Here is a 15,792-nt window from a genome sequence, read left to right as displayed (position 1 = left end):
TCCGCGGAACCTGCGGCCGCCGATGGAAGCGGTGGGTGTGACAAAGTGGTGTTTGCGGAAATGCGGTGCGCGGAAGTCGAGGAAATGATGCGTATTGTGAAACAGGCAGAGCGCAAGAATGTATCGGACGATGACCTCGGTCTGATCAGAAATTCTGGACTGTTTGACGAAGATTTTTATCGATTCTCGAATCCGGATTTGACAGATGCAGGGTTGGATCTTCTGCGCCATTATGCGGAATTCGGATGGAAGGAAGGCCGCTGCCCCAACAAATTTTTTGATCCGTCTTGGTATCTGATGAAATACCCGGACGTTGCCCATGCCAAGATTGAGCCGCTCGCGCACTATATCGGCAACGGTTCCGCTGAAGGGCGTCGCCCCGGGCCGCAGTTCGACCCGAACTATTACCGCCGGAAGGTTGGAGAGGCTGCCCTGGCGGGACGGGAGCCTCTCGCTCACTATCTCGCCACCGGAGGTTCCTCCGATGAGGGGCTGGACGAATATGTTGATTGGATTCGGCGCTATGACACCATAGGCAACAAAGGCCGACGGCGGATCAAGGTCGCCGTTCAGGCGATGCGCAACCCCCCTCTGCTGTCGGTCCTGATGCCGGTCTACAACACGCCGGAGACATTTCTTCGTGCGGCGATCGAATCCGTCATCAACCAGCTGTATCCTTTTTGGGAATTGTGCATTGCCGACGACCGTTCGAGCGAACCGCACGTGCGCCGGGTCCTGGATGAGTACAAAGCAAAGGACCCCCGCGTAAAAGTCGTGTATCGGACTGTGAACGGGCACATTTCCGAGGCCTCGAACAGTGCTCTCGACTTGGCGACAGGCGAATTCGTCGCTCTGCTCGATCATGATGACGAGCTGAGCGCGCACGCGCTCTTCATGGTCGCCGACCTCCTGATAAAAGAGCCTGATGTCGCTTTGGTATACAGCGACGAGGACCGTATCGACGCGAAGGGGCGCCGGTACAACCCTTACTTCAAGCCTGACTGGAACCCCGAGCTGATTTTTGCGCAGAACTTCTTTTGCCACCTCGGGGTTTACCGGCGCAGCCTGATCGAGAGAATCGGCAGGTTCCGCAACGAGTTCGTTGGCAGCCAGGATTATGATCTGGTGCTGCGCGCCCAGCGCACGGTCGATCACAACCAAATCCGGCACATTCCCCATATCCTTTACCACTGGAGAGCGATACCGGGGTCGACGGCGAGCAATTCGGATGAAGCGAAGCCGTATGCGCGGAACAGTTCTCTGGACGCGATCGCCGACGCTCTTGAAACTTCCGGTGTCAGGGGCACCGTGGAGGCAAGCCCGCATGCCGCGTTCAACAGGGTGAAATTGAGCGCGCCGCAACCGGCGCCTCGAGTCACGATCGTGATGCGCTGCGACAACGCCGACGGCGCATACAGGACCGTTCAGTCGGTCATCGACAACACCCGCTATGCCAACTTCGAGATCGTTCTCGCTCACGATTCAAGCATCGCGGCGAGCGTGATCCAGCTGATGGTTCAGCTGTTTCAAAGCAAGAAAATCAAGGTTGTCAGTTCGCCGAAGACACTCAACAAGGCGGAAGCCCGCAACCTTGGAGCCGACAAGGCCAAGGGCGATTTCCTGTGTTTTCTGGATTGCGGAATTCAAATTTCCGAGTCCGGTTGGCTAACCGAGCTGGTGTCCCAACTTCAGAAATCGAAGGTGGGAATCGTTGGAGCGATGATTTATTCCGACGACCGCTCGATAAAGAACGCCGGATACATACTTGACGAAGAATTAATTGCCGTTTCTGCTTATCAGGGATTGCGTCTGAGTGATCATCCGGATTTCGGATATTTTGGCCGTGCTGTCCTCGTCCAGAACATGTCGGCCGTGTCCGGCGCCTGCATGGCGCTTTCCAGGCGGGTCTTCGAGGACCTCAATGGCTTCAACAGCCAGGAGCTTGACGTTTGGTATTCCGACGTCGACTTGTGCCTGAGGACGGCGCAGATCGGCTACCGGGTGGTCTGGACGCCCCATGCGGCGGTCATCGATCCTGGACAAAATATGGGTTTGGGGACTTCGGAGCTTCCTGACCGGTCCACGCCGACCGAGTATATGCGGAAAGCATGGGCGCCGATCCTGCGCTCCGATCCCGCCTCCAACCCCAACTTGCGCGTCAGCGGTTCTGAGTTCGTTCTCGCTGATCCACCAAGAACCACTCGCCCCTGGAACGAACACATGCTGGATGAGCATACAGGCAACGATATGGTTGACAATTACAATGTAATTGCGGCGTCTGGACTCTTCAATTCGGAGTGGTATCTGGAAAGGAACAGCGACGTTTCCGAGGCCGGTATCGACCCGCTGGAACATTATATCAATTATGGTTCTGCGGAAGGGCGTTACCCGATTCCCGGCTTTGATCCCAAATTTTATCGGGAAACCTACAAAGATATTGGCGCGATTGAACCCTATGCTCACTACATTTTGCATGGCGCTGCGGAAAAGCGCAAACCCAACCCGTTCTCCGACCAGAGCGCGGTCGAGCGATCCTCGTCGGAATCGGCCGCCGAAAAGGACGGCGGGAAGAACCGCGCGCTTCTCCATTACCTGACGCCAGAACTCCCGAACGAGGGGCCGTTCGCAGACGCCCGGGGCGTCATCATCGCCTCGGGCCTCTTCAACTTCTCCTGGTATCTCAACCAGAATCCCGATGTGGCGGCCGCCGGCATCGATCCGCTCACCCACTATCTGGACGTCGGCTGGCGTGAGGGGCGTTCGCCCAATCCGGGTTTCGACCCCGTGTGGTATCTAGGGGAATACGGCGATGTCGCCGCCGCGGGAATAGAGCCTCTCGGGCACTACATCAGGTATGGATCGGTCGAGGGACGGAGGCCCAACAAGTCCTTCGATCCGACGCTGTACCGGGCCCAGTTCCCCGCGATCATCGGCAGCGGGGTGGACCCGCTCGCGCATGCGCTTCTAACGACGGCGTCGCTGACGCTTCATGGGGCCAACGCGAAGCTGACGAACCTGTCCGTGCTGACCAGCGGTCACACGGATTCGAAGAAGATCGTTCTGGCGTCGGGCCTGTTCAACACGTCCTGGTACCTGAGCCAGAACCCCGACGTTCAAATGGCGGGCGTCGATCCGCTCGAGCATTACGTCAACAATGGCTGGAGGGAAGGCCGGACGCCCAATCCAGCCTTCGATCCCCTTTGGTATCGCGAGCAGAATCCCGACGTAGCCGCAGCGGATATCGATCCGCTGACCCATTACATCCTGTGCGGATCCATCAAAGGCCTGCGCCCGAACAGATTGTTCGATCCGGTCGCCTACCGCAACCAGCATCCGGAGATGGGAGAGATCGGGATCGATCCGCTCGCCCACTATTTGCTGACGAACCCCAAGGTTTTTGGTTCAAAGGGAGGCAGCACGCATTCCGATCGGCTTCGGCTGACCAATCTTCCCGATCTGGAATTGCCGGATTTCTTCGAACTGCGCGGCCTGATTCCCTCCGGACCGATCGCGGTTGTCGTCCACGTGTATCACCCCGATACATGGGAGGAAATGGCGGCTTCGATCAAGAACATCAGCGCCCCTTTCGATCTCTTCGTTTCTCTTGTGGCGGGCGTGTCCCACACGCTTGAGGACGCGATCAAGAAGGATTTCCAGCAGGCGCGGGTGTTCGTGTTCCCGCAGGACCGGGGCCGCGATATCGCCCGCTTCATGGCGATCCTGCAGACGGGCGTGCTTTTCCGTTACGAACTCATCTGCAAGATCCACTCCAAGCGAAGCACGTACGTGGCGGACGGAGACCAGTGGCGCCGCCAGCTGATCGACGGCATTCTTGGTAGCCGGGAGCTTGTCGACCGGATCATCGCGCGTTTCCGGTCCGACCCCGACCTGGGCATCGTGGTCGCCGACGGCAACATCTTCAGTGGCGAGGAATGCTGGGCGGGCAACGAAGACTTCCTCAACAAACTTCTGCCGAGACTGTCGATTTCGACCGATTACGTTTCCCGGAGCTTTCCCGGGGGCGGAATGTTCTGGATCCGGCCGCTGATCCTGCGCACGCTGCTGGGCTCCGGGCTGAACGTCAACGATTTCGAGCCGGAGCCGATGCCGGTGAACGGCGCCCTCGGCCATGCCGTCGAGCGGATGTTCGGCCTGATCTGCGAAGACGCGGGCATGAAGTTCGTTGAGTCGAGCAAGATCGATGATGCGATCCTGCAAGCGCACCAGAAGGATGGCGCGTCGAAGATACATGCGTTCGCGCTCTTCCTGCCGCAATTCCATCCGATCAAGGAAAACAATCTTTGGTGGGGCGAAGGGTTCACGGAGTGGACGAACGTCACGCGGGCTGCTCCCATGTTTTCGGAGCACCGGCAGCCGCGTCTCCCGTCGGATCTCGGCTTCTATGACTTGAGGCTGCCGGAAATTCGCGCGGCCCAGGCGGCTTTGGCGCGAAAGCATGGGATAACGGGGTTCTGCTATTATTATTACTGGTTCAATGGCCGCCGGATTCTCGAACGTCCCTTGGATGAGATCCTGCGCCTCGGCGAGCCCGAGAACCCTTTCATGATTTGCTGGGCCAATGAGCCGTGGAGCCGCAACTGGGATGGGCTCAACCACGAAACGCTCCTGCCCCAGACGTATGAGCCCGGGTGGGAAAAGCTGTTCGCCCATGACGTCGCTCCGGTCCTGAAGGACGACCGGTATTTCAAGCTCGACGGCCGGCCGATGCTGCTCATCTATCGCGCCCGCCATATTGAGGATTGCCGGGCGGCGATGGATAAATTGCGTGAGGAATTCGTCAAGAGAGGCGTGCCGAACGTTCATCTTTGCGCCGGCCTGGTCGATTTCCCGAACGACGAGGACTTGCCGGACGATCCCGCTGAAATCGGGTTCGATTCGTATTACGAGTTCCCGCCGCACCGGGCCCCTGCCGTTCTTCTCACGCCGAGGCCGACGGATGCCCCGGAGGATAGCGGGATCGTCTTCGACTATGGGCGAACCGTGGATTCTGCCGTCCAGAAGCTCAAGAATCCCGTGGTCGGACGCCGGCACCGGGGCTTGATGGCCGGCTTCGACAACACGTCCCGCAGGGGCAAGCGGGCGACCATCTTCCATGGCGCGACCCCCACGAATTTCCGCCGGTGGCTCAGGGAGATCGTTCTCCATGAGCGGCGGCAGCCGGGAGAACGGGTCGTCTTCATCAACGCCTGGAATGAATGGGCGGAGGGCACCGTTCTAGAACCGGACCGGGATTTCGGCCGCGGCTGGCTCGAAGCGGTTTCCTCGGCGATGGGTGACTAGGCCCTGCGACCGGGCCTTGGAGCTGTCGAAGGGAGCCTCCGTCCGAGGAAGCTCCAGGCCGCCTTTCCCGGTGAATTCCCATCTGGATCCCACGAGCCGGGCTCCGCCGGCGGCGCCGCGCCGCCCGTCGTCCCCGCCTGCCCGAGGAAGATGTTGATGTGGGCGGCGGATCCGAGCGGTTATGCTGCTCCTCACGGACGTCCGCTGCACAGCCAGGAGCAGCCGGATCCGCGGTTCAAAAATAGGAGCGTGCGTTGCGCAAGGTTGCTCTAATCACCGGCGTCACGGGGCAGGACGGCGCCTATCTGTCGGAACTGCTGCTGGACAAGGGCTACACCGTCCACGGCGTCAAGCGGCGCTCGTCGTCCTTCAACACGGAGCGGGTGGAGCATCTGTACCGTGACGTGCACGAGGAGGACGTCCGTTTCCGGATGCATTACGGCGACCTCACTGACGCGACCAACCTGCTGCGTATCGTGCAGGAGGTCCAACCGGACGAGATCTACAACCTCGCGGCCCAGAGCCATGTGCAGGTGAGCTTCGAGACGCCGGAATACACGGCGAACTCCGACGGGTTGGGGACACTGCGCCTGCTGGAAGCCATCCGGATCCTGAAGCTGGAGACCAAGGCGCGCTTCTACCAAGCGTCCACCTCCGAACTGTTTGGCATGGCGCGGGAGACGCCGCAGAAGGAGACGACGCCCTTCTATCCGCGCAGCCCCTACGCGGCGGCAAAGCTCTACGCCTACTGGATCACGGTGAACTACCGCGAGGCGTACGGCATGCACGCCTCCAACGGCATCCTCTTCAACCACGAGGGGCCGACCCGCGGCGAAACCTTCGTGACGCGCAAGATCACCCGCGCGGTCGCCGCCATCCAGCAGGGCCTGCAGAAGACGCTTTACCTCGGCAACCTGGACGCCAAGCGCGACTGGGGCCATGCCCGCGACTACGTGGAAGGCATGTGGCGCATCGTCCAGCAGGAACAGCCGGACGACTATGTGCTGGCCACCGGCGAGACCCACTCCATCCGTGAGTTCGTGGAGCTGGCCTTCGGCCATATCGGGCGCCAGATCGAATGGCGGGGGACCGGTCTGGACGAGAAGGGCGTCGATGCCGACAGCGGCGAGGTGCTGATCGAGGTCGATCCGCGCTATTTCCGCCCAACCGAGGTGGATCTGCTGCTGGGGGATCCGTCCAAGGCGCGGGCCAGGCTGGATTGGACGCACACTACCAGCTTTCCCGACCTCGTCCGCGAGATGATGGAGAGCGATCTCGCCCGTTTCAGGCAGGAAGCCGGGCGCCGTGCCTGACCCGGGGCTCCCTCCCCCCTTGGGATGGAAGCGGGTTAAGGCTGTGAAGCCACTGACGAAGGGAGTATACAAGCTGTCGTTCGGTTTGTTTCGTTCCGGAGTTCGCGTGGTGTTGTCCAGAGCCTCCTCGCCGTGGCGCCGCCTGTGTACGGTCGCGGCTTGCACCCAGGGTGCCCGCAATGACGAGTGAGAGCATGCCCTGCCTGCGGTTCCGCAAGCAAAGCGCGGACGTCTACGATTCCGGCGACCGCAGCCAGGCGGAGCGGGCCTGGGAAGATCTGTTCGAAGGCGGCCGGCGTTGGCGGCTGTGGAGCAAGCTCGGCTGGCACGACATCCGCAAGCGCTACCGCCGTTCGGTGCTCGGCCCCTTCTGGCTGACGCTCAGCATGGCGGTCATGGTGGCCAGCCTTGGCCTCATCTACGGGACCCTGTTTCGGCTCGACCTGGAAAGCTACCTGCCGTTCCTCGCCATCGGTCTAGCCACCTGGACGCTCGTCGCATCCTTCCTGAATGAAGGCTGCACGAGCTTCATCGAGCTGGAGCCGCTGATCAAGAACGTGCGCATTCCCATGTCGCTGCACATCCTGCGCGCGCTGTGGCGGAACCTGATCATCTACGCCCACAACATCGTCATTTTCGCGGTGGTGGCGGTGGTCTTCGGGATATGGCCGGGGGTCGGGGGCATTCTGCTCGCTTTCGCGGGGCTCGGGCTCCTGCTGGTGAACGCCGGCTGGATCATGCTTCTGTGCGGCATGGTCTGCACGCGTTTCCGCGACGTTCCGCCCATCGTCGCCAGCGTGATCCAGCTCTTGTTTTTCGTGACTCCGGTCATGTGGAAGCCGGAGTTGCTGGGGGAACGGCGCTACCTGATGGCTCTCAACCCTTTGTACCACCTGATCGAGACCATCCGGGCGCCGCTGCTCGGCCAGTTCCCGGGCTGGGAGAACTGGGCGGTTGGCCTGCTGTTCGCCACGGCCGGCTGGGCACTCACCTTTGCCCTCTTCGCCCGTTTCCGCAAACGCATCGCCTATTGGCTCTGATGGCTTCGATACAGCTGAACGACGTTTCGGTCGATTTCGTCCTCTATCAGGGAAGCGCGCGCTCCCTGAAGAAGACCCTGCTGCGTTCCTCCACCAGCGGCGTGCTGAAGCATGACGCCCATCACCGCGTCACCGTGAAGGCGTTGAGCAACTTCTCGCTGACCCTGGAGCATGGCGACCGGGTGGGGTTGATCGGCGGAAACGGCGCCGGCAAGACGACGCTGCTGCGTGTGCTCGCCGGCGTCTACGAACCGACGGCCGGGCGCATCCGTGTCGAAGGGCGCGTCACGCCACTGTTCGACATCGGTCTCGGTCTCGACATGGACGCGTCGGGTTACGACAACATCCGGATGCGGGCGGCCTATTTCGGCATCGACGCCGGCGAAGTGGAGCGGAAGATGGACGACATCGCCGCCTTCACCGAACTGGGCGACTATCTCGACCTGCCGGTCCGCACCTATTCGGCGGGCATGACGCTCCGCCTCGCCTTCGCCGCGGCGACGTCGGTTGATCCGGAAATCCTGCTGATGGACGAATGGCTCGCCGTCAGCGACACAAAGTTCCTGGAGAAGGCTCAGCGCCGGGCCGAGGGATTTGTGAACCGTTCCAGCATCATGGTCGTCGCCTCCCATGTGGAGGATGTGCTGAAGCGGTTGTGCAACAAGCTGCTTTGGCTTGAACGCGGCACCATCCAGCGCTTCGGGCCCGTCGATGAGGTCTTGGCGGCCTATCACGCCCAGAACGCCGAGGCGCTTTCGTAAAAGAGCTTGGCTCGAATGGCACGGCCAAAAGGCAGGGACCATGATCATGGGTGCGGATTTTTCCCTGGATGGCAAGCGCGTCTGGGTTGCAGGGCATCGTGGCATGGCGGGAGCGGCCATCGTCCGCCGGCTGGAGCGGGAGCCGTGCGATATCCTGACGGTCGGCCGGGAGAGCATTGACCTGCGCCGCCAAGCCGAGGTCGAGGATTGGGTGGCTGAAGCGCGGCCGGACGTTGTGTTCCTGGCCGCGGCGGTGGTCGGAGGCATCCATGCCAACAGCAGTCGCCCGGCCGAATTCCTTTACGAGAACCTGGTGATCGAGACCAACATCATCCACGCCGCGAAGCGGGTCGGGGTGCGCAAGCTCGTCTTCCTGGGCTCCTCCTGCATCTACCCGCGGCTGGCGCCGCAGCCGATGCGCGAGGAGGCGTTGCTCACCGGTCCGCTGGAGCCGACCAACGAGTGGTACGCTGTCGCCAAGATCGCCGGCATCAAGATGTGCCAGGCCTACCGCCGGCAGTACGGTTGCGACTTCATCGCGGCGATGCCGACCAACCTCTACGGCTACGGCGACAACTTCGACGTCGCGCAGGGCCATGTCGCCGCCGCCCTGCTGGTCCGCATCCACCGCGCCAAGGAGGAGGGGGCCGACAGCGTCGAGCTGTGGGGCGACGGCAGCCCGCTGCGCGAGTTCCTGTTCGTCGAGGATTTGGCCGACGGGCTGGTCTTCCTGACGAAGAGCTATTCGGGCGAGGCGCACGTCAACCTCGGGTCCGGCCATGAGCTGTCCATCCGCGGATTGGCCGAGCTGCTGGGCGCGGTGATCGGCTATCGGGGCGATTTCCGCTTCGACCCCTCCAAGCCGAACGGCGCTCCCCGCAAGATCATGGACTGCAGCCGGCTCCAGGCCATGGGCTGGTCCGCGCCGACCAGCTTGCGCGACGGTTTCGAACGCACCTACCGCTGGTATGTGGAAAATTTGGGCTCCGGGACGCTGCGTGGTCTTTCCGGCAACCGCTGAGGCGCACGCCAGGCCTGGGGAAACCCGCGAGGCGGGTGGTGAAAGTGGCGCGGCGGACTGCCGCAAGCCGCAATTTGACCCTCGCCCAACCCAATGAAATCCCCGATAAATCGGATTGTCGGGGGTGTACGGAAGGAGTGGTCTATGCCAAGCGTCGCCATCGACAAATCGTCATAAGCGCAACTTTGAGGGCGTCGTCCCTCCGGGTTCGCTCGAATTGAGCTACACAAGTGCGGCGCTTGAGTCCGATGTGGGTGGTACAGTACAGTCCCACCTCCGGATGAGCCGCCGGTCCAGCCACCGGAACTGTGGCTGGTAACGACGAGCGACTGGATCACAGGGGCCAGATGCAGAGCAAGACCGCCATCGATCCGCAAAGCGCCTCAGCCGAGGCGCCGCGGGCCACCAGCCTCCACGCGCTCGCCATTGTGGCGCGCCACCATGGGCTGCATCTTTCGGTCGACCAGATGAGGCGCGACTACGCCATCGAAAACGGCGAGCCGCCCACCGGGATGCTGCTGAAGATCGCCGAGGAGAGCGGCCTGACCGTCCGGTCCGCGACGTTGCGCTGGAAGCACCTGGCGCGCCTGGAGAAGGCGCTGCCGCTCCTGCTCCGCCTGCGCGACGGCAGCACCATGGTCCTGGTCTCCTTCCGCAAGGACGGCGGTGCCCCGGCCGCGATGCTGCAGGACCCGCTGAGCGCCGACCAGGCCTGCATCGCCGTGGACGAACTGCGGCTCAGCTCCGTGTGGGACGGGGACGCGATCTTCGTCAAGCGCCGCCACCGGATCAGCGACCAGGAGCGGCCGTTCGGTTTCGGCTGGATGATCGGCCAGATCCTGCGCGAGAAGCGGATCTTCCGCGACATCGGCGTCTCCGCCTTCGTCCTCAGCCTGTTCGCGCTTGTCCCGCCGATGGTCTTCATGGTCATCCTGGACCGCGTGCTCGTCCACCAGCGCCTGTCCACGCTTTACGTGCTGGTGGGGATCATCCTCTTCGTGCTGATGTTCGACACCGTCTTCGGCTATCTGCGCCGCTATCTGGTGGCGATCGGCACGGCCAAGGTGGATGCAAGGCTCAGCACCTACATCTTCGACCGGATGATCGGTCTGCCGATCGACTTCTTCGAGCGCACGCCGACCGGCGTGATCTCCTACAAGCTCAACGAGGTCTGGCGCATCCGCGGCTTCCTGACCGGCCAGCTCTTCGGGACCCTGCTCGACAGCATGACGCTCGTCGTCCTGATCCCGGCCATGTTCATCATGAGCCCGCTGCTCGCCTTCCTGGTGCTGGGCGTGGCGTTCCTGATGTGTCTGGTGGTGGCCATCTACATCGGTCCGCTGGCCCGGGCCTACGGCGACGTGATCAAGGCGGAGCAGCGCAAGGGCTCCTTCATGATCGAGGTGCTGCACGGCGCCCGCACGGTCAAGTCGCTGGCGCTGGAAGGGCGCAAGCGTCTGGACTGGGACGTGCGCGTGGCCGACGCGGTGCGCGCCAACACGAAGATGCAGCTCCTCTCCAACCAGCCGCAGACCATCCTGCAGCCGCTTGAGAAGCTGATCTACTCTGGAACGCTGGCGGTCGGCGCCTATCTGGCCCTCAGCGACGGCGGTTCCGCCTACGGCGGCATGCTGGTCGCCTTCAGCATGATCGCCAGCCGCGCGACGCAGCCCTTCGTCCAGATCGCCTCGCTCATGCAGCAGTTCCAGGAGGTCCGCGGCGCCGTCGCCCAGGTGGCCTCCGTGGTCAACCAGCCGCAGGAGCAGGGTCTGGGGCGGCAGGGCGTCCGCCCGGTGATCAAGGGCGAGCTCAGCTTTTCCGAGGTGCGCTTCCGCTACCCCGGCTCGCAGAACCCCGCGCTCGACGACATCTCCTTCGACGTCAAGTCCGGTCAGGTCATCGGCATCATGGGGCGGTCCGGGTCGGGCAAGACCACCGTCACCCGCGTGCTTCAAGGCCTCCATCAGAATTACGAGGGGCTGGTCAAGATCGACGGCGTCGACCTGCGCGAGATCGACCTCACCCACCTGCGCTCGAACCTGGGCGTGGTGCTGCAGGACAACTTCCTGTTCAACGGGACCATCCGCGAGAACATCATGGCTGCCAACCGCAGCGCCTCCCTGGAGGAGGTGATGCGGGCAGCCCGGCTTGCCGGCGCGGAGGAGTTCATCGAACGCCTGCCGCGTGGCTACGAGACGATGATCGAGGAGGGCTCGGCCAACCTGTCGGGCGGTCAGCGTCAGCGCCTCGCCATCGCCCGCGCCCTGCTGGTCGACCCGTCGGTCCTGATCCTCGACGAGGCGACCAGTGCGCTCGACCCCGACAGCGAGGCGATCATCAACAACAACCTGACGCGCATCGCCCAGGGCCGGACGATGATCGTCATTTCCCACCGCCTCGCCTCGCTGGTGAACTGCGACCAGATCATCGTGATGGAGCGCGGCAAGCTCTACGACATGGGCAAGCACGACGAGCTGCTCCAGCGTTGCGACGTCTATCGGCATCTCTGGTTCCAGCAGAACCGCCACCTTTCCCCGGGAAGCACTCATGACCGCGCTCCTCTTACGCCGGCCGCAAACACCTGATCGGGCTGCCGAGCAGGTCATCAACGATTTCCAGGGCGAAACCGCGGAGATCACCGGCCGGCCCGAGCCCATCATGGCGCGGGCCGTGGTGTGGACCCTGGCCGCCATGGTCGCCCTGTTGATCACCCTGGCATCGGTGACCAAGCTTGACCGGGTGGTGACCTCGACGGGGCGGATCGTGTCCCAGTCGCCGACCATCGTCGTGCAGCCGCTGGAGATCTCGATCATCCGCAGCCTGAACGTCCGCGCCGGTGAGACCGTGCGGCGCGGGCAGGTGCTGGCCACGCTCGACCCGACCTTTTCGTCGGCCGATGTCGCCCAGCTCGGGCGGCAGGTCGCCAAGCTGACGGCCGAGATCGCCCGCATGCAGGCGGAGGCCCGAAACGTGGCCTTCACCGTCGGCGACAACGATCCGGACCGGCTGCTTCAGGAATCGATCTGGCGCTACCGTCAGGCGGAGTACACGGCCAAGCTGGCGAACTTCGAGCAGCGCATGGCCACCCTCCAGGCGACGATCAAGAGCAACCAGACGGACGCCGAGCATTTCCGCTCGCGCCTGAAGATCGTCGGCGAGATCGAGACGATGCGGCAGACGCTGGAGAAGAACCAGACCGGCAGTCGCCTCAACTCCCTGATCGCCAGCGACACCCGGGTGGAAACCGAGCGCAACCTTGGAAACAGCGAGAACACCATCCGTACGGCTTCCCACGACCTGGAGGCGCTGCGCGCCGAACGGGAGGTCTACATCCAGCAATGGCGCAGCAGCCTGCTGACCGACCTGTCGACCCGTCAGATCGACCTGGAGCGCGCCCGCGAGGAGCTGGCGAAGGCGCAGCGGCGCCGGGAACTCGTCGAACTGCGTGCCGTGGATGACGCCGTGGTGCTGGAGGTTGGGAAGTACTCCGTCGGCTCGGTGGTCGAGCAGGCCCAGCCGATCTACACTCTGATGCCGCTGAACGCGACGCTGGAGGTGGAGGTGGAGATCGCCGGGATCGACCAGGGCTTCGTCAAGCCCGGCGATCGGGTGCAGGTCAAGCTCGACGCCTACCGCTACGTCGAGCACGGAATGGCCAAGGGCGTGGTGAAGACGATCAGCGAGGACTCCTTCACCAAGCGCGAGGACCAGACGCAGGTGCAGCGCCCCTTCTACCGGGCGCGGATCGAGCTGACCGACGTGACGCTGCGTGACGTGCCGGCCGATTTCCGTCTGGTTCCCGGGATGCCGCTGGTGGCCGACATCGTGGTCGGCGAGCGGACCATCATGTCGTATCTGGTCGAAGGGGCGCTGAGAAACGGTTCGGAAGGCATGCGCGAGCCCTGAGGGCCGCGCCGGCTGCAAGGAAAGGGTGTGGAGGCCGATGCGCAAGCTCATCGAGGCCGCGGGGCGGCTGTTCGGCGCCGCTTCGCCGGACGACCAGTACGCCAAGGGCCTGAAGGCGCTGGAGCGCGAGGACTATAAGGCGGCGCTGGAATTTTGGCTTCCGGCGGCCCGGGCCGGCCATGCGGACGCCCAGAACCAGATCGGACGCCTGTACGACCTCGGCAAGGGCGTGGTGCGCAACGCCGTCGACGCGGTCGGCTGGTACCGGCAGGCGGCCGACAACGGCCATGGCGATGCCCAGGCGCGGCTGGCCGAAATCTATTACTACGGCTGCGACGCGCCGAAGGGGATCACCCCGACCGACGAGACGCTGTCGCTTCTCTTCCCCAACGGCCTGAAGATCGAGCAGGATTACAAGGAGGCGCTGCGCTGGGCACGCGCCGCCGCTGAACAGGACGTCGTGGGCGCGCAGGCCATGCTTGGCTACATGCACGCCTCGGGCTTCGGCATCACCCCGGACTACGCCGAGGCCGAGCGCTGGTACCGCGTCGCCGCGGAGCAGGGCAATGCCGCGGCCCAGCTTGGCCTCGGAACGCTGCTGGCCGGTGGTTATGGCGGGAAATCCGACCCCGAGGCCGCGCACCAGTGGTTCCGCAAGGCGGCCGAGCAGAAGAACGTGATGGCTTGGTACTATCTCGGCACCCAGTACGCCTCCGGGGTCGGGGTGGAGCAGGATCTTGCCGAATCGGTTTCCTGGTTCCGCCGCGCCGCCGAGGCGGGTGCCGCTGCCGCGCAGCGGGCGCTCGGCCTGCTGTATGCGCGGGGCGGCGGGGTGGCGGCCGATCCGCACGCCGCCGAGACCTGGCTGCGCAAGGCGGCGGTCCAGGGCGACACCGAGGCGATGCTGCATCTCGGCCATCTGAACAGCCGGGGGGCGGGGATGCAGCCCAACCTGTTCGACGCCGCGATCTGGTACCGGGCGGCGGCGGAGATGGGGCACCGCGAGGCGCAGAAGATCATCGCGCAGATGTACTTCGCCGGGTCCGGCGTGCCGCGCGACGAGATGGAGGCGGTCCGCTGGCTGGAGCGCGCCGCCGGCCAGGGCGATCCGCAGGCCCAGCTGCGCATTGGCGCGCTGTACGCCGAAGGGCGCGGGGTGACCCGTGACTACGACCGGGCGCTCGACTGGTTCCGCCGGGCGGCCGAGCAGGGCAACAGCGACGCGGTCTACAACATCGGCACGCTGCACAGCCTCGGCCTCGGCGTGCCGCGCGACCCGGCGGGTGCCCTGTCCTGGTACGAGCGGGCCGCTGAGCAGGGCAGCGTTCTGGCCCAGTTCCGGCTCGGCACCATGTTCGCCGCCGGCGATGGGGTGCCGCAGGACTACACGCGCGCCGCCCTTTGGTCGCGCAAGGCTGCCGAACAGGGCCATGTCGGCGCCATGATCAACCTTGGCCGCTTCTGCATGCAGGGGCTGGGTATGGAGCGCGACATTGAGGAGGCGCTCCGCTGGCTGACCCCTGCGGCCGAGCATAAGGAGCCTTCGGCCATGACGGCGCTTGGCGAACTGCACGCCTATTGGAGCGAGCAGAAGGACTTCGCCCGCGCCCGCGGCTGGCTGGAACGCGCGGCGGCCCTCGGCGATGAGCGGGCCAAGATGCTGCTGCAGCGCCTTCCCGTCACCGATCCGTCCGATGGCCCGACGGCCGGCCCGTTCGATGGGCAAGCCCCCGGCCATCTCCGCGCGGTCCGCGAGGGGTGACGCCGTCCGGCCGGCTCAGCTCACCTCGGCTCAGCTCACCAGGGTGACGCCCCGTCCGGAGTTGCCGGCGGGGCCGCAAGGCGCGGGGAGGCTGATGGCCATGCGGTGGTGGATCTCCCCGGTCTCGGGAAGGGCCACCGGCCCGAGGTTGACGTAGCCCAGGGCGTGGTAGAGCGCAAGGGCGCGGGCGTTGTGCGGCAGAACCGCCAGCTCCAGCCGCGCGCAGCGTCCGGCGGCCCAGCGATGCGCGGCCAGCATGATCTGCCGGCCGAGTCCGAAGCCGCGGACGTCCGGGTGCAGTTCGATGCCGAGGGTGAGGGCTCCCGAGTCCGAGGAGGCGGGCCAACCGGGGCCGATCCGGACATGCCCGACGATGTCCTCCCTCCGTTCCGCGATCAGCCAGCAACGGTCCGCTCCTCCGCGGCCACTCTGCGCGGCGGCCAGCCAAGCCAGGAGATCCGCAACGCCGGGAACGGCGGTGTCGGGGCATCCGCCGTTCAGCCGGACCATGCCGGCCAGGAAGCCGCGCAACCGCTCCAGATCCCCGTCCGCCGTCAGGACATCCGTATCCGGCATCGCCTCCCCACGTAGCCCAGGTTTCAGCCGGTCCGTAGTCTTCCGCGCGTACCGATCAGCTGCGGGAGGCGAGGATGGGATCGACGGGGACGGGCTCGGGCGAGTCGTTCTG

Annotated in this window: 9 protein-coding genes; 8 read left to right on the top strand and 1 reads right to left on the bottom strand. The window is 64.3% G+C overall.

The genetic code is table 11. From position 1 onward, the window contains the following. Positions 1-84: 84 nt before the first annotated feature. The 8 genes from DS837_RS29995 (at position 85) to DS837_RS29960 (ending at position 15,104) form a co-directional block, all read left to right on the top strand. Positions 85-5,301, top strand: coding sequence for a glycoside hydrolase family 99-like domain-containing protein (locus DS837_RS29995; protein ID WP_170296048.1), 5,217 nt, complete (start codon positions 85-87; stop codon positions 5,299-5,301). Between the two features lie 254 nt (positions 5,302-5,555). Then, the gene (gene gmd / locus DS837_RS29990) at positions 5,556-6,614 is read left to right on the top strand and encodes a GDP-mannose 4,6-dehydratase (RefSeq protein ID WP_149168087.1); all 1,059 of its coding nucleotides are present in this window, start codon (positions 5,556-5,558) and stop codon (positions 6,612-6,614) included. A gap of 179 nt (positions 6,615-6,793) precedes the next feature. Continuing rightward, on the top strand, positions 6,794-7,654 hold the full coding sequence (locus tag DS837_RS29985; protein WP_247890206.1) for an ABC transporter permease: 861 nt from the start codon (positions 6,794-6,796) through the stop codon (positions 7,652-7,654). Further along, the gene (locus tag DS837_RS29980; RefSeq protein ID WP_149168086.1) at positions 7,654-8,415 is read left to right on the top strand and encodes an ABC transporter ATP-binding protein; all 762 of its coding nucleotides are present in this window, start codon (positions 7,654-7,656) and stop codon (positions 8,413-8,415) included. The genes DS837_RS29985 and DS837_RS29980 overlap by 1 nt, the downstream gene beginning before the upstream one ends. A gap of 46 nt (positions 8,416-8,461) precedes the next feature. Further along, positions 8,462-9,436, top strand: coding sequence for a GDP-L-fucose synthase family protein (locus DS837_RS29975; RefSeq protein ID WP_149168085.1), 975 nt, complete (start codon positions 8,462-8,464; stop codon positions 9,434-9,436). A gap of 347 nt (positions 9,437-9,783) precedes the next feature. Next, on the top strand, positions 9,784-12,021 hold the full coding sequence (locus tag DS837_RS29970) for a peptidase domain-containing ABC transporter (RefSeq protein ID WP_149168084.1): 2,238 nt from the start codon (positions 9,784-9,786) through the stop codon (positions 12,019-12,021). Then, a complete protein-coding gene (locus DS837_RS29965; protein WP_149168083.1) occupies positions 11,984-13,342 on the top strand; it encodes an HlyD family type I secretion periplasmic adaptor subunit in 1,359 nt (452 codons plus the stop codon). The genes DS837_RS29970 and DS837_RS29965 overlap by 38 nt, the downstream gene beginning before the upstream one ends. Before the next feature lie 37 nt (positions 13,343-13,379). Beyond that, on the top strand, positions 13,380-15,104 hold the full coding sequence (locus DS837_RS29960; protein WP_149168082.1) for an SEL1-like repeat protein: 1,725 nt from the start codon (positions 13,380-13,382) through the stop codon (positions 15,102-15,104). Between the two features lie 30 nt (positions 15,105-15,134). Here the strand turns inward: DS837_RS29960 and DS837_RS29955 are convergent, their stop codons facing one another. Beyond that, complete coding sequence (locus DS837_RS29955; protein WP_247890205.1) at positions 15,135-15,680, bottom strand: GNAT family N-acetyltransferase; 546 nt, start codon at positions 15,678-15,680, stop codon at positions 15,135-15,137. Between the last annotated feature and the right edge of the window lie 112 nt (positions 15,681-15,792).

This window comes from Azospirillum brasilense (assembly GCF_008365405.1).
Lineage (GTDB): Bacteria > Pseudomonadota > Alphaproteobacteria > Azospirillales > Azospirillaceae > Azospirillum > Azospirillum brasilense_D.
This window is presented reverse-complemented; position numbering and strand designations above follow the sequence as displayed.